Here is a 15,318-nt window from a genome sequence, read left to right on the forward strand (position 1 = left end):
ATGACTCCAGAAACCGTCATGACGATGGGCCGCACGGCCATGGAGGTGACCCTGATGGTCGCCGCCCCGATGCTGCTGGTGGCCCTGATCATCGGCCTGGTCATCAGCATCTTCCAGGCCGCCACCCAGATCAACGAAGCGACCCTGTCCTTCATCCCGAAGCTGGTCGGCATTTTCATCGCGCTGGTCGTGGCCGGGCCGTGGATGCTGTCGACCATGCTCGACTACATGCGCCAGGTGTTCACCAGCATTCCGGGACTGATCGGATAACACCGTGAGGACGAGTTCGTGATGCGGGCCCTGGGCGAACGCGCAACCATTCCTGCACAATGCTGAGCCTTACCACAGGCGAAATGAATGCCTGGATAGCCGGGTTGCTGTGGCCGCTCACGCGCATCCTCGGCCTGGTCGCCTCCGCGCCGCTGTTCGGCAATGCCGGCGTGCCGATGTCCATCAAGGTCGCACTCGGCGTGCTGCTGGCGTCCGTCATCGCCCCCACGGTGCCGGACATTCCGGCGATCGAGCCCACGTCCTGGGCCGGCCTGCTGATCCTGTTCAAGGAACTCCTGATCGGCCTGGCGATGGGCTTTGCCATGCGCATCGTGTTCGCCGCCATCGAGTACGCCGGCGAAGTGGCCAGCATGACCATGGGCCTGGGCTTTGCGGTATTCTTCGACCCCAACTCACGCGGCCGCTCGGCGGCGATCGCCCAGTTCCTGGCGCTGGTGGCGACCATGGCCTTCCTGGCCGTGAATGCCCACCTGATGCTGCTGGCGGCGCTGGCCGAGAGCTTCCACGCGATGCCGATCGCCGCCACGCCCTTCTCGGGCAGTGCGCCGCTGGAACTGGCGCGCTGGGGCGGCAAGATCTTCTCGGCCGGCCTGCAGCTGTCACTGCCGATCGTGGCCGCCCTCCTGATCACCAACGTGGCCCTGGGCATCCTGACGCGCGCCGCGCCGCAGCTGAACATCTTCGGTATCGGCTTCCCGGTGACGCTCGGCGTGGGCTTCCTGACCCTGAGCCTGGCCATGCCCTACCTCGGCATGCCGATCGTGAACCTGTTCAACCAGGGCATCGAGGCCGGACGTGCGGTGCCGCGCGGCGCCGCCGAGCGCCCGCCAGCGTCGGCACCAGCACCGGCGCGCACGCCCGACTGACGAGGCATACAAGCGCTTGCTCACCTATACGGCTGTAAAGTGTCGACTTTCTTTACAGCACAAAATTGCAATTAAGAAATTAATCGTACATTTTAAGAATAATAGTTTCAATTAATTTATCATAATTTACAAACAGCCACGAAATTGTCAAGATAGTTCACAGTCTTATAAATCTCCATTTTGCAATTTGCATTACTGTCTGGAAATCTTTACAGTGCAAATGGAAGCGAACACAGAATGCGAGTAACTAATTGATTATAAAGTGATTTTTTACCTGGCATGGATTGTGCTTTATGTGAGTTCATTCTTATAAAGGGAACTATCATGTCCATCGCTAAAAACCTGATCCTTGCTGCATCCCTGTTCGGCACCGCCCTCCTCTCGCACGCCGGCGTCATCGATACCTTCACCCCGGCGACCAAGGTAACGGTCACCAAGACCAAGTTCTTCGAGTTCGAATACACCGTCCCGACCAAGAACTTCGATTACCTGACCCAGTCGCTGGAAGACGTCAAGCTGACGATTTTCCTCACCGACGAGAACAAAGGCGACGAGACCCTCAAGTTCATCATCGGCGGCACCGAGTTCGCACAGGTGTACCGCGACGACAGGAACAATGCTGTCAACAACGGCAAAGACAATATCACGCCCGTCGACATCGACCTGACCACGGCGCTCGGCCAACTGAACACGTATGGCAAGCTGTCGGTCTTCCTGAGCACCGATAGCGCGGGCGACTACAACTTTACGGGTTCGAGCCTGAGCGCCACGGTGGTCGACAAGCCGCAGCGCGAGCGCGCCGTGCCGGAACCGGCTACCCTGGGCCTGATGGGCCTGGGCCTGGCCGCACTCGCCGTCCGCCGCCGCCGCCAGTCCTGATCCCGGAGCCTGCGCGCCAGGCAAACGGCGACGCGCCGGTGATCGTTCAAATGCCAGTCAGGAAACTGACTGGCATTTGTCATTTGGGCGCTCGCCACGCGGTATTTCGATTATGCTGGCGGCCCGATGAACGTTGCGGGCATGCCGGGCCGGCACCCGCCACAATGACTATGCCATTCATTCGCCGCAGCCGCCTGGCCGCGCTCGCCCTGCTGGGAGCGGCCTGCCTTTCCGCCAACGCCGCCCCGACGCCGGCCACAGTGCGTGCCGAGATCGAGGCACTGCTCGGCAGGATCACCGCGTCCGGCTGCCAGTTCGAACGCAACCGCAGCTGGCACAGCGGTGACGACGCACGCGCGCACCTGCTGCGCAAGCTGAAACACATCGAAGGCCGGCCGGAAACGGTCACCAGCACCGAGCAGTTCATCGAATTCGCCGCCTCGAAAAGCAGCTTCTCGGGCCGGCCCTACCGGGTCAGGTGCGGCAATGGCGACCCGGTCGAGAGCCGGGCCTGGCTGCACCGGGAGCTGAAGGCGCTGCGCGCAGCGGACACCCGGGCGAAGCAGTAGGAAAGCCGGCTGGCGCCGCCCTGCAAGCAGTGATCGCTGCGAATGTCGTTTGCATTCTTGTGCCAACCAACGGCTGAGGGACCGCTTCCCTTTTTCAAGATAAAAAAAGACCAGGCCGAAGCCTGGTCTTTTGCTATCTACCGAAGGTCAAGCGGTCAGTAGGTGTAGCTGGCGGCGAAGCCGAAGCGGCGGAACTGCGGATTGGTGGTCCTCCAGCCGTCACGCCATTCGATCGGGGTCTTGCGCGCGAAGATGTTGTCGATGTACAGGTTCAGCCTCACGTGCGGGATGCCCGAGTAGGCCAGGTTGTAGTCCCAGGTGGTGTTGCTGCCGACACGCTGGCACGCATCCATGTACTCGGCGGCGACTTTCTGGGTCACGCAGTAGGTCGGCGACGAGATGCTGTTGTTGCTGTAGCTGCTGGCGAAGTTCGCGGTCAGGCCGTGGTCGAAGTCGCCGGTCTTGACGTAGGCGCGGGCCTTGACCTTCAGGGCGCTGCCGTAGTCCCAGGTACCGGTCATGTCCGGGCCGTAGGCGTTGTCGGCCACGCTGAAGTCCTGGTACTTCCAGACATAGGTACCGTCGAGCTTCAGGCGCACGTCGTTGCCTGCCAGCTTGAAGCGGCCCGAGGCGTCGAAGTCGAAGCCCGAGACGCGGGTCTTGCCGCTGTTGACGTACGGGTTGTAGAGCATGCCCAGCTTGCCGACGCCGCCGTAGTTGACGGTGTTGTTCGGGGCGTACTTGCGCACCAGCGCCAGGAACTCGTTGTCGTTGGCGCTGTTGTCGACGCGGATCAGCTGGCCGGCCGGCAGGCTGGCCTCGCCCTTGAGCACGTCGGTCACCGAACGGGTGCCGATCTCGTTGCGGCGCTCGATGAAGTAGTAGTCGAGGCCCATGCTCCAGTTCTTGACCGGCTCGAACACGATGCCGCTGGTGAACGAACGCGAGGTTTCCGGCTTCAGGTCCGGGTTCGAGGACACGAAGCTCGGCAGGCTGCCCGAGCAGTCGGCGTTGCGGAAGGTGTTGGCCTGCGCCTTCTCGGCCGTGGTCGCGTTCGGCGCGCCCTGCACCAGTGCGTTGAGCTGGTTGGCGATCGTGCAGCGGCGCGGGTCGTTGACGCTGTTGGCAACCGAGCTGCGGCCCAGGCCGTTACCCGACTCGACGATGTTCGGTGCGCGGAAGCCGCCCGAGGCGGTGGCGCGCAGCAGAAGGCTGCTGGTGACGTTGTAGCGCAGGCCGAGTTTCGGCGACACATGCGCATCGGCGCCATCGGTCTTGTCGGCACGCAGGGCGGCGCTCAGCTCCAGCTTCCTGGTCAGGGGCACGTTCGCTTCGGTGAACAGGGCGTACTGGCTGACGGTGTCGTCCACCTGCAGGCCGAAGATGCCGACCAGTTCGCCGCGCAGGACGTTGTCCGAGCTCTTCATCTGGTAGGAGTTGCTGCGGATGTCGGTACCGATCGCGACGTTCAGCGGACCTGCCGGCAGTTGCATGACCGTGCCCGAGATGGTCGCGTCGAAGAACTTCACGACCGCTTCGCCTTCGGTGGTGCGCACCGGGAACATCGCGTTCAGCAGCGCCGGATCGTTCTGCTGGCCGAACTTGTAGGTGCCGTTGACGATCGCGTCGGTATAGCCCTTGGCGCTGACGGCGCGGGTGGCTTTCGATGCGGTCGACTTGGCCCAGCCGGCGGCCGAGCGCCAGTCATAGTTGCCGATGGTGCCGGTCAGGGACAGCATCACGCGCGACTGCTCGGAATCGGTGGTGTTGAAGTTGAAGCCGTCGCCGGTATCCATCATGCGCGCACGGTACTCGACCGGCACGTTGTACGGATTGTTCGGGTGGCCGACCGGCAGCTTCGGATACGAGAACGGGCCGACCATCTTGCCGCCCATGACGTCGTACCAGATGCTCGACGAGCTGGTCGCGCTGCCGTTGCTGACGTTGAACGGGGTGACGATGTAGTCGCTCTCGGCGCCGGAATTGCTGATCTCCAGCTTGGCATCGATGTCCTTGCCGATACGGAAGCTGGTGTGGCTGACGATGGCGTGGCGCTTGTTGTCGGTGATCAAGCCGCTGTACGGCAGGATGTCCATCTTGCACAGCTTGTCGGCCGGATCGATGTTCTCGGCCGGGCAGCCCGGGGCCGCGACGATGTTGGTGCTGCTCAGGAAGTAGTTGCCGGTCGGCGAGAACGAGCTCTTCGCATCCCAGGTCGAGCGGCCCGGGGTCAAACGGTGCCATGCCGGGTAGTGACGGCGCAGGTCGCCGACGCTGTAGCCGTCACGCTTGTAGACTTCGGCGGTCAGGTAGGTGTTGAAGCCGTTGGTATCGATGTCGCCCCAGCCGACGATGGCCGACACGTTGCGGTTGCGGTCATCCTTGAAATGCTGCGATTCCTTGTAGCTGGCGCGCACGCGGGCGCCGGTGAATTCCTTGCGCAGGATGATGTTGACCACGCCGGCAACGGCATCGGAGCCATAGATCGCCGATGCGCCGTCCTTCAGCACTTCGATGCGCTCGATCGCGTCGCTGGCGATCGCGTCGAGGTTGGTGAAGTTTTCCTGCGCGCCGTCGGACAGGCCGTAAGGCGCGATGCGGCGGCCGTTGACCAGCACCAGGGTCGAGACCTTGCCCAGGCCGCGCATGCTGACGGCCGAGGCGCCGGTCGCGAAGCTGCCCGAGGAGGAGCTGGCCGAGCTCAGGTTGGTGTTGATCGATGCGGTCGAGGTCAGGATACCCAGGGCCGTCGTTTCGCCGGTGCGCTCGATATCGTCGCGGGTCAGGATCTGCACCGAAGCGGCTGCTTCCGTTTCGGTACGCTTGATGCTCGAACCCGTGATTTCCACGCGCTGCATCTTCATCGGCTGCGGGTTTGCTTCTTGCGCGCCAACCAGCGCAGGGAATGCCATGCTCAACGCGACCGCGATGGCGCGCTTATTCAAAGTACTCTTGTGCTTCAAAACGACTCCAGGATAGTAAATTTTTCTTGCTACACGCATTCTCCCAGCTGCCTTGATCCTTGCAGCTTGAACAATGCGGGCAAATACTTTTACACAACATTGCTGTAATGCAAAGGCGTAAAGACGAGTTTCCGAAAGAAAATTTGTTTTTAGGGAACTATCCGTGGCGTATTTGATACATTCTGTTACTTTGCGTGCATTTCTGTTACGCGAAAAATTTCAGCGTGTGCCATCGAGATAGGCATCCAATTCAATCGCTCTAAGGGACGAGGAAAAGAAAAAAAAGCCGGCTGGCGCCGGCTCCATGGAGGAACTTACAAGGATCACAGGTAATTGAAGAGCGACAGCCCCGACATCGTCTTGAACGACATCTGCGCCGCCTGCAGCGTGGTCTGCTGCTGGGAGAATTCGGAAATGGCCTTGACGATGTCCAGGTCCTGCAGATCCGACAGCGTGGACGCGTACTGGATGTCGAGGTCGTCGCCGGCGCTGTCGAGGTAGTCGAGTTCCTTCATGTGCGCGCCTACCGAGGCCTGCACCGTCAGCACATTGTCGTGGGCCGACTTCAGGTTGTCCAGCGCGGTGTTGAGGCTGTTCGTCAGCGCCGCCTTACCGCTTGACCCGTCGGCCGGGGCGCGCAGCGCCGCGATCAGGTCGGTCACGGTGGTGAACACCGACTGCTTCTCGCTCGGCTTGACCGTGAAGCTGTCGCCGTCGGCCGGCTCGCCCTTGATGTCGAAGCTCATGCCGCCGAAGCTGATGGTGTTGCCCGGCACGTAGGGCTGGTTCGCGAGCACCTCGGTCGGCGGCGTGGTCGAGGTGTCGTTGACGGTGTAGGTCGTCACCGCCGGCGTGCCGGTCACGGAGAAGCTCAAGGCGTAATCGTGGCCGGTCAGCGCGCCGCGGTTCGTGACCGAACCCGAGGAGATGATGCCCGCGCCGGTGTTGGTGCCGGCGGCCTGGGTCTGGAAGCTGCCGTTGCCGGTCGGGTTGTTTTCGAACACGGCGCTGCCGGAAGCCGACAGCGGAATCTTGCGCGATGCGCCCACCTGCAACTGGCGCTGGCCCTGGTCGCCCTGGTACTGGGCGCCGCCCGGCGTCAGGTTGAACGGCTGGGTGGTGACCATGTAGCCGGAGAACAGGTAGCCGCCGGCGCCATCGGTGGTATTGGCCACGCCCAGCAGGTCGTGCAGGCGCCCTTCCAGCTCGGTGGCCAGCGCCTCGCGGTCCTGCGGCAGCATGGTGCCGTTGCCGGCGTTGACAGCCAGCTGCTGGATATCCTGCAGCAGGTTGCCGGCGTTCTGCAGCGCGCCCTCCACGCTCGACAGCGACGAGCGCGCGTTGGCGCGGTTGGTGGCGAACTGCGCGTTCATCTCGCGCGACTGGCTCACCTCGAGCGCGCGCGCCGATGCCACCGGGTCGTCGGCCGGGGTGATGATGCGGCGGTTGGTCGACAGTTGCATCTGGGTGCGCGCCAGGGCGCTCTGCAGCGTGTTGAGCTGGGCGGTGGCGTTGCCGTAGATTGACAGGGTACTGATGCGCATGGGTGCCTCTACTGTTCTTGGCTTGTGCTTGCCTTATTAACGGCCGATCGACAGCAGCGTGTCGAAGATGGTGCCGGCGATCTGCATGACCTTGCCGGCCGCCTGGTAGGCCTGCTGGTACTTGATCAGATTGGTCGCTTCCTCGTCCAGGTTGACGCCCGAGACGTCCTGGGCGGCGCTCCTTGCCTGGGTCAGCAGTGCTTCGCCGGCGCTGGCGTTGGCCTGCACCTCGCGCGTCTTGTTGCCCACCGTGCTGACCAGCTGGGCGTACGAGGACTGCAGCGTGGCGGTGCCGTTGTTGAAGATGTTCTTGGTCTGCAGGTCGCCCAGCAGGCCGATGTTGCGGGTATCGCCGACGCCGCTGCTGTTGCCGGCGATGGTAAAGCTGTCGCCGTCGCCGGGCACGCCCGTCATCGTCACGCTGATGCCGCCGAAGGTGTAGGTCGCGCCATCCACAAACCGGGCGTTGCCCGGTGGCGGCGCCGGGTCGTCGCGCAACGGCCCACCGGTGCTATCGGTCACTCGCACCGCCATCCCGGCCGGAAAGCCGGTCAGGTTGCCGCTCGCGCGGTCGAAAGTCAGGGTCAGCGGCAGCGCCGGGGCGCCGGCCAGGAAGTCGGCGTCGACCTTGCCCTCGCTGATCCTGGCCGTGCCGGTGTTGCTGAGCGGCGAACTGGTGGCGACCGGCGCGGCGGCCGCGATGCTGGCCACGTCCGCCACCAGCACCTTGAAGTTGGCGGCGCCGCCGATGGTCGGGCGCACCAGGAATTCGTCGTCCCTGGCGGCCCGGCCGGAAATCGTGAAGTCCACGCCGTCGATGGTCTGCGTGGTGCCGTTCGCGTCGTACGGCGTGATGGCGGTCTTCTTGTTGTCCGACAGGCGGATCACGTTGAAGTTGGTGCCGTCGAACTCGACCTTGTAGTCGCTGTCGGCCAGCTTCGACGGGTCGCTCACCACGGCCTGGACGGCGGTGGTGCTGGCCAGGGCGTTGTTGATGTTCTTGTTGACATAGGCCGGCGCCACGCTGAAGAAGTCGCCGCCCGGGTTGCCGTTCTGATCCAGCCCGAGCCGGTGCTGCGCATTGAATTCGAAGGCCAGGCCGATCGCGACCTTGCCGAGCGCACTCTGCGCCGGGTCCAGCGTCTTGCTGCGGAATTCGAGGGCGCCGCCGAGCGCGCCGCCGCTCAGGGCATTGTCGGCCAGTACCGTCACCTTGCTGCCGGTGACATAGCCGACTTCCAGGCGGGTCAGGTCGGTGGGCGATTTGCTGGCCGCCAGCTGGAAGGCCTTCTGCCCCACCACCAGCGGCTGGCCGCTGCCGATCGAGATCGTCAGGCTGTTGTTGTCGCCCGGCGTGACGTTGGCCTTGACGTGGGTGTTCAGCTCCATCACCAGCTGGTCGCGCTTGTCGAGCAGGTCGTTCGGCGCGCGCTGCATGGCCGAGGCGAAGCTGCCGATCTTGTCGTTCAGGTCGGCGATCTGCTGGGCATAGGAATTGATCATCGTGACGCTGGTCTCGATGGTACGGTTCACGCCTTCGCGGATTTCGCCCAGGCGGCTGTCGAGCGCCTGGAAGCGCGTGGCCAGGGTGTCGGCCGCGGACAACATCGACTGGCGCGAGGGCACCGAGGCGCGGTTGGCAGCCATGTCCTGCACGCCCTTGAAGAAGCCCTGCAGCGAGGGCGACAGGCCCGAGGTCTGGTCCGCCAGCATGTTGTCGATCTGGCTGATCTGGGCGTGGTAGGAATCCAGCCCGCTCTTGCTGGCCTGGGCATTGCGCACCTGGGTGTTGAGGAATTCGTCGCTGTAGCGCTTGATCTGCGCCACCTGGGTGCCGGTGCCCTGGAAGCCGACGCCGGTATCGAGGAAGGGACCGGTCGCCTGCACCACCACCTGGCGGTTGTAGCCGGCCACGTTGGCATTGGTGATGTTATGGCCGGTCGTGGACAGCCCCGCCTGCGCTGCGAACAGGCCAGTCTTGCCGATGCTGAGGAGGTTGCCGGACATGTTTTTTCCTTCTTTAACGGTTCTATCTACGGCAGCAATGCGAAAAACTTGACTGTAGGGTGGTCGGCTTGGCCGACCGCGCGTTCAACTTACGGCCGCCCTGCGGCAACGCATGGGCTGGTTGCCTCACGCCAGCGACTGCTTGATGATGCGCGTCAGCTTGGCCGCATACATCGGGTCGGTCGCATAGCCGGCGCGCTGCAGGCCGCGGGCGAAGGCGGCGGCGTCGCCGCCGCTGTCGAGCACCTTCTCGTAGCGCGGGTTCCTGGCCAGCATGTTGGCGTAGTCCTTGAACGAATCGGCCGGCGTGTCGTAGGCGCGGAACTTCTCCACCTTCTGGCGCGCCACGCCGTTGACGTACTCGGTGGTCACGGCGGTGGCGACCTTGCCCTTCCAGCCCGGGCCGGCCTTGATGCCGAACAGGTTGTTGCTGCTGGTGCCGTCGGCATTGCGGATCATGCGCTTGCCCCAGCCGCTTTCCAGCGCGGCCTGGCCGAGCATGAACTTGGCCGGCACGCCGGTGGCGCGCTCGGCCTCGGCCGCATGCGCGTGCAGCTTTTCCTGGAAGGCGCGCACGTGCGGCGGCTGGATGCGGCCGCTGTCGGTGGTGAGCGGCAGCGCCGGCGCGCCCGGACGCGGTGCACCGGTCTTGATCAGGGTGGCCGCGTCCATGCCCGGACGCATGCTGCCGTCCAGCGGCACCAGCGCCGATGCGGCAGCCGCCGCCTTGCCCGCCGCGACGCCGTCGGCGCCGATCGCCAGCGCCTGCGCGCCCATCTGGTTCGCGGTCAGCTGGCGCGTCAGGATGTCGGCCAGGCCCATGCCGCGCTTGGCCATGTTCTGGCTCATCTGCTGGTCCAGCATGCCGGTGAACATCTTGGTCTGCTGGTTGTCCATCAGGCCGTCCTGCGGGGTCGCCTCGCGCATGCTCTTCATCATCATGTTGATGAACATCGCTTCGAACTGGGTGGCAGCTTCCTTCAGCGCGGCCGGAGAGCCGGCCTTGGCCGATTGCTTCAGTTCGCCCAGCCCCCGGGTGTCGAGGGCAAACTTGCTGGTCAGGTCAGTGGAAGGAGATCCGATCATGTGCGCATCCTTAGATGATCTCGAGTTCCGCGCGCAGCGCGCCGGCGGCTTTCAGGGCCTGCAGGATGGCCAGCAGGTCTTGCGGGGTGGTGCCGATGGCGTTCATGGCCTTGACCACTTCGGCCAGCGACGCGCCGCCCTTCACCATCAGCACCCGGCCCGGTTCCTTCTTGACGTCGACCGTGCTGTTGCGGGTGACGGCGGTGCCGCCCAGCGAGCCCGGGGCCGGCTGGCTGACATTGGTTTCGGCGCCCACGGTCACGGTCAGGTTGCCGTGCGAGATCGCGCAATCTTCCAGCATGACGGCCTGGTTCATCACGACCGAGCCGGTGCGCGCATTCATGATCACCTTTGCTGAATCACGACCCCGATTGATGTTGATATTTTCTAAATGTCCGATGAAGGCCACCCGCTGGTCGCTCGAGGACGGGGTGCGCACGCGGATCACGCGGCCGTCCAGCGCGGTGGCGATGCCCGGGCCGAACTGGTCGTTGATGGCTTCCACCACGCGGGCGGCGGTCGAGAAATCGGTTTCCTTCAGTTCCAGGCGGATCTGGTTGTCGGCGCCGAGGTTCGAGGCGACGGCGCGCTCCACCGTGGCGCCATTCGAGATCTTGCCCACCGACAGGTGGTTCACCTGCACCTGCGCGCCGCCGGCCTGGGCGCCGACGCCGCCGACCAGCACGTTACCCTGGGCCATGGCGTACACCTGGCCATCCGCACCGTGCAGCGGCGTCATGAGCAGGGTGCCGCCGCGCAGGCTTTTCGCATTGCCGATCGAGGACACGGTGATGTCGATGGTCTGGCCCGGCTGGGCGAAGGCCGGCAGCGAGCTCGTGACCATCACCGCCGCCACGTTCTTCAGCTGCAGCTGGGTGCCCGGCGGCAGGTTGACCCCTTTTTGCTGCAGCATCGCCTGGATCGACTGCACGGTGAACGGGGTCTGGCTGGTCTGGTCGCCGGTGCCGTCCAGGCCCACGACGATGCCGTAGCCCGACAGCTGGTTCTGGCGCACGCCGGCGATGCTGGCGAGGTCCTTCAGGCGCTCGGCGTGGGCGAGAGGCGCCGCGCCTGCCAGGGCGGCGCAGAGAACGAGGATGGTGGAGAATGTCAAACGCATGGCAAGCCTCAGAACGGCAGCATCGACTGGAAGAAGCGCGACAGCATGTTGCTCATCTCTGCGCGGTCGACGCGGCTGTTGGTGCGGTACTCCACGCGCGCGTCGGCGATCACGGTGGACGAGACCACGTTGCCCGGCTGGATCGTGTCCGGCGCCACCATGCCCGAGAAGCGGATGAACTCGATGCCCTTGTTCATGGCCACCTGCTTCTCGCCGGCGACGATCAGGTTGCCGTTCGGAAGCACTTCGGTGACAGTCACGCCGATCGTGCCGCTGAAATTGTTGGAGGCGCTTTGCGTATCGGCGTCGGCGAACTTGTTGGCGCCCTCCAGCGCCACGCCGGCGCCGAACTTCGCCTGCAGCACGCCCGGGGTCGAGAAGCTCGCGCTGCCCGACTTGCTGCCGGTGCTGGCGCCCGACTTGCCGGCCGAGGTGCGCTCGGTGATGTTCACCGTCAGCAGGTCGCCGATGTGGCGCGCGCGGCGGTCCTCGAACATCGGGCGGTAGCTGCCCGCGTTGTAGATGGCGCCATCGCTGGCAGGCGCGGCCTGCACCAGCATCGGGCGGGAAGATGTCGGCCCCTGCACGATCGTGCTCGGAGTGGTCGAGCAGCCGGCCAGGACAGACACGGCGGCGGCGGCAAGGACGAAGGAAGCGAGTTTCATACGTATGCGGTGGAGCGCGTTGTTATAACTGGGACAGCTTCTGCAGCATCTGGTCGGACGTGGTGATCGCCTTGCTGTTGATCTCGTAGGCGCGCTGGGTCTGGATCATGTTGACCATTTCCTCGACCACGTTCACGTTCGAGGATTCGACATAGCCCTGCATCAGCACGCCGGAACCGTTGGTCCCGGGGACGTTCAGGTTCGGGTTGCCCGAGGCGCCGGTCTCGACGTACAGGTTCTCGCCGCGCGACTCCAGCCCGGCCGGGTTGATGAAGGTGGCCAGCTGCAGCGCGCCGACCTGGGTCGGGGCCACGGTGCCCGGCAGCTTCACCGACACCGTGCCGTCGCGGCCGACGGTGATCGATTCGGCGTTGGCCGGGATGGTGATGGCCGGCTGCACCACGAAGCCGCTGGAGGTGACCAGCTGGCCGTTGGCATCGGTCTGGAACGAGCCGTCGCGGGTGTAGGCCTGGGTGCCGTCCGGCAGCAGGACCGGGAAGAAGCCCGAGCCGTTGACCATGACGTCCTTCGAGTTGCCGGTCAGCTGCGGGTTACCCTGGGTGAAGATGCGCTCGGTGGCGACGGTGCGCACGCCGGTGCCGATCTGCAGGCCCGAAGGTAAGTTTGTTTGCTGCGAGGACTGCGCGCCCGGCTGGCGCACGTTCTGGTACAGCAGGTCCTCGAACACGGCACGGGATCGCTTGAACCCATTGGTGCTGACGTTGGCGAGGTTGTTCGAAATGACGTCGAGGTTGGTCTGCTGCGCTTCGAGGCCGGTCTTGGCGATAAACAGCGAACGGATCATGGCATTCTCCTAAGGGCGACGGACGAGGTCCGCCACGTACAGGAGAATTATGCTGCAGCAACTATCAATTCAAAGCGAGGATCTGGGTGGCTTTCGCGGCGTTATTCTCCGCGTTCTTCAGCAGGCTCATTTGGGTGTCGAAGGAGCGCGCCAGGGCGATCATGTTGACCATCGAGTCGATGGCGCTGACGTTGCTGCCCTCGAGCGCGCCGCCCGCCACCCGCACGGCGGGGTCCGCCTGGGCGGTGCCGCCGTCGCGCAGGCGGAACAGGCCGTCGTCGCCGCGCACCAGGTCGGCCTCGACCGGGTTCACCAGTTTCAGGCGGCCCAGGATGTTGGACGCGGCCGGCTGGTCGGTGGTGGAGATGGTCGAGATGGTGCCGTCGCCGCCGACCGTCACCGTGACGTCCGGCGGGATCGTGATCGGGCCGCCCTCGCCCGCGATGGTGGCGCCGCCGGCGGTGGTGAGCAGGCCGTTCTGGCTGGTCTGCAGCGAACCGTTGCGGGTGTAGGCTTCGGTTCCGTCCGGCATCTGGACCGCGAACCAGCCCTGGCCCTTGATGGCCACGTCGAGGTCGCGCCCCGTCACCTGCAGCGCGCCCGGCGTGAAGTCGGCGGCCGGGGTCGAGTTGACCACGAAGGCGCGCGTCGGCAGGCCTTCGCTCTGCACCGGCACGGCGCGGAACACATCCAGCTGGGCACGAAAACCCGTGGTGTTGACGTTGGCCAGGTTGTTCGAGGTGGTGGCCTGCTGTTCCAGGATATGCTTGGCGCCGCTGGCGGCGGTGTAGATCAGGCGGTCCATGTTTGCTCCATATTGCGGTGACGCTACAGCTGGATAGATAGGTCTCGGCTGCGCTGCTGCCGGTTGAACGCGTGGGCGGGGGACCCGCCCACCCTACAAGAGCATTGGCTTTTCGTAGGGTGGTCGGCTTTGCCGGCCGCGCGTTCAAGCATCGTTTGCTACATCGGTTAGCGCAGGTTCACCAGCGTCTGCATCACCGAATCCTGCGTCTTGATGGTCTGCGCATTGGCCTGGTACACGCGCTGCGCTGTGATCATGTTGACCAGCTCGGCCGTCAGGTCGACGTTCGAGCTCTCCACCGCCGACTGCTGCAGCACGCCCATGCTGCCCGTGTTCGGGGTGCCCAGCAGCGGCACGCCCGAGCTGGCCGATTCGGCCCAGGCATTGTTGCCCAGTGGCTCCAGGCCGTTCGGGTTGGTGAAGTTGGCCAGGATCACCTGGCCGAGTGGCTTGGTCTGGCCGTTGCTGTACTGGCCAAGGATGACGCCGTCCTGGCCGGTGGTGAAGCGCTGCAGGTTGCCGGCCGCGTAGCCGTCCTGGACCAGCCGCTTCTCGCTGGTGGCGGTGCCGTACTGGGTGGAGCCGTTGTAGTCGACGGTGAGCGGCATGACCAGTTCGGCGCCGGTCGCCGGATACACTGGCAGTTCCACGATCAGCTTGCCGGCGTTGGTCGACCGTACCTTGTCCAGGCCGCCGTTCGCGTCGAACACCAGCGTGCCGACCTCGACGGCCGGCACCTTGATGGCCTTGGCCATCGCCGCATCGATCTCGTCCGGCGTACCGCCCGGCACGGCTGCGGCATTGGTTGCCGCGGTCGTGATCTCGGCCAGTGCCGCAGTCCGGTCTGCCTCGGGGATCATGGGGCTGGCGGCGCCCGTCACCAGGCCGGAGGCCGCGGCAGCGTAAGTCCTCAGGGCAGCGGCGATATCGGCCTGCACCGGCGGCACGGCCTTGGTCGCCGCTTCCCAGGCCTGGCGCGCGGTGGTCGCAGCGCCGGCGTTCGGACCCTGTGTGGCAGCGGCTACCGTCAGGGCTGTCCTTTCGGTACCGTTTCCGGCGGCGTAGACGTTCCAGGTGCCCGGACCGGTTTTCACGTAGAAGGTCGACAGCACGTGCGGATTGCCCAGCGTGTCGTACACGCTCATCGGAGTCTGCTTGTTGTAGGTGGTCGGGTCGTTCGCGTCGAACGGGGCGTTGACCGGGTTCACGCTGCGCGAATCCAGGTTCAGTTCCATCTGCACCTTGGTGGTCGTCACCGGGGCCAGGTCCGTGGTGTCGATCCGCAGCGGGGTCGGGGCGCCGGCCACCAACAAGCCGTCCTGGTTCAGGCCGTAGCCGGTGAGCTTGGCGCCTTGCGCGTTGATCAGGAAACCGTTCTTGTCGAGCGAGAACTGGCCGTTGCGGCTGTACTGCACGATGCCCGAGGCTTCGGTACGGAAGAAGCCGGCGCCGTTGATGGCGATGTCGAGCGGATTGTTCGAGGCTTCGACGTTACCCTGCGTGAACTGCTGGGCGATGTTCGCGACCTTCACCCCGATGCCGGCCGAGATGCCGCCGGCGCCGTTGAGCGAGTTGGCGTAGACGTCGGCGAACTGGGTGGTCGAGCCCTTGAAGCCGACGGTGCTGGCGTTGGCGATGTTGTTGCCGATGACGTCGAGGGATTTGGCTGCGCCGTTCAAGCCGCTCAGGCCTTGTTGGAAAGACATGGTGTACTCCTG

13 protein-coding genes are annotated in these 15,318 nt (G+C 64.8%); 4 read left to right on the forward strand and 9 right to left on the reverse strand.

What is annotated here, in order from left to right; translation table 11 throughout:
* The 4 genes from fliQ (at position 1) to ACFFJK_RS14690 (ending at position 2,605) form a co-directional block, all read left to right on the forward strand.
* On the forward strand, positions 1-270 hold the full coding sequence (fliQ, locus tag ACFFJK_RS14675; RefSeq protein ID WP_379680097.1) for a flagellar biosynthesis protein FliQ: 270 nt from the start codon (positions 1-3) through the stop codon (positions 268-270).
* Positions 271-329: 59 nt separating this feature from the next.
* A complete protein-coding gene (gene fliR, locus ACFFJK_RS14680; RefSeq protein WP_379680099.1) occupies positions 330-1,157 on the forward strand; it encodes a flagellar biosynthetic protein FliR in 828 nt (275 codons plus the stop codon).
* Between the two features lie 324 nt (positions 1,158-1,481).
* Positions 1,482-2,036 carry a PEP-CTERM sorting domain-containing protein gene (locus ACFFJK_RS14685; protein WP_379680101.1) on the forward strand — a complete coding sequence of 185 codons (555 nt, stop codon included), beginning with the start codon at positions 1,482-1,484 and terminating at the stop codon, positions 2,034-2,036.
* Positions 2,037-2,206: 170 nt separating this feature from the next.
* Complete coding sequence (locus ACFFJK_RS14690; protein ID WP_379680102.1) at positions 2,207-2,605, forward strand: YfeK family protein; 399 nt, start codon at positions 2,207-2,209, stop codon at positions 2,603-2,605.
* A 155-nt stretch (positions 2,606-2,760) separates the two neighbouring features.
* Here the strand turns inward: ACFFJK_RS14690 and ACFFJK_RS14695 are convergent, their stop codons facing one another.
* The 9 genes from ACFFJK_RS14695 to ACFFJK_RS14735 all read right to left on the reverse strand — a co-directional run bounded on the left by ACFFJK_RS14695 (position 2,761) and on the right by ACFFJK_RS14735 (position 15,306).
* Positions 2,761-5,517 (reverse strand): TonB-dependent receptor plug domain-containing protein, encoded by a 2,757-nt coding sequence (locus ACFFJK_RS14695; RefSeq protein WP_379680103.1) that lies wholly within the window; start codon positions 5,515-5,517, stop codon positions 2,761-2,763.
* A gap of 374 nt (positions 5,518-5,891) precedes the next feature.
* Positions 5,892-7,112 carry a flagellar hook-associated protein FlgL gene (gene flgL, locus ACFFJK_RS14700; protein WP_379680104.1) on the reverse strand — a complete coding sequence of 407 codons (1,221 nt, stop codon included), beginning with the start codon at positions 7,110-7,112 and terminating at the stop codon, positions 5,892-5,894.
* Positions 7,113-7,148: 36 nt separating this feature from the next.
* Positions 7,149-9,119 (reverse strand): flagellar hook-associated protein FlgK, encoded by a 1,971-nt coding sequence (flgK, locus tag ACFFJK_RS14705; protein ID WP_379680105.1) that lies wholly within the window; start codon positions 9,117-9,119, stop codon positions 7,149-7,151.
* A 126-nt stretch (positions 9,120-9,245) separates the two neighbouring features.
* Positions 9,246-10,205: a flagellar assembly peptidoglycan hydrolase FlgJ gene (gene flgJ / locus ACFFJK_RS14710; RefSeq protein WP_379680106.1), complete on the reverse strand. Its 960-nt coding sequence runs from the start codon at positions 10,203-10,205 to the stop codon at positions 9,246-9,248.
* A 10-nt stretch (positions 10,206-10,215) separates the two neighbouring features.
* Positions 10,216-11,325 carry a flagellar basal body P-ring protein FlgI gene (locus tag ACFFJK_RS14715; protein ID WP_379680107.1) on the reverse strand — a complete coding sequence of 370 codons (1,110 nt, stop codon included), beginning with the start codon at positions 11,323-11,325 and terminating at the stop codon, positions 10,216-10,218.
* 8 nt (positions 11,326-11,333) lie between these two features.
* Positions 11,334-11,990: a flagellar basal body L-ring protein FlgH gene (locus ACFFJK_RS14720; RefSeq protein WP_379680109.1), complete on the reverse strand. Its 657-nt coding sequence runs from the start codon at positions 11,988-11,990 to the stop codon at positions 11,334-11,336.
* 22 nt (positions 11,991-12,012) lie between these two features.
* On the reverse strand, positions 12,013-12,795 hold the full coding sequence (gene flgG, locus ACFFJK_RS14725) for a flagellar basal-body rod protein FlgG (protein ID WP_379680110.1): 783 nt from the start codon (positions 12,793-12,795) through the stop codon (positions 12,013-12,015).
* 64 nt (positions 12,796-12,859) lie between these two features.
* Positions 12,860-13,600, reverse strand: coding sequence for a flagellar basal-body rod protein FlgF (flgF, locus tag ACFFJK_RS14730; RefSeq protein WP_379680112.1), 741 nt, complete (start codon positions 13,598-13,600; stop codon positions 12,860-12,862).
* 167 nt (positions 13,601-13,767) lie between these two features.
* Entirely contained in the window at positions 13,768-15,306 is a 1,539-nt protein-coding gene (locus ACFFJK_RS14735; protein ID WP_379680113.1) for a flagellar hook protein FlgE, read from the reverse strand.
* Positions 15,307-15,318: the final 12 nt, after the last annotated feature.

The organism is Massilia consociata, assembly GCF_042432755.1.
Classification (GTDB): Bacteria; Pseudomonadota; Gammaproteobacteria; order Burkholderiales; family Burkholderiaceae_D; genus Telluria; species Telluria consociata.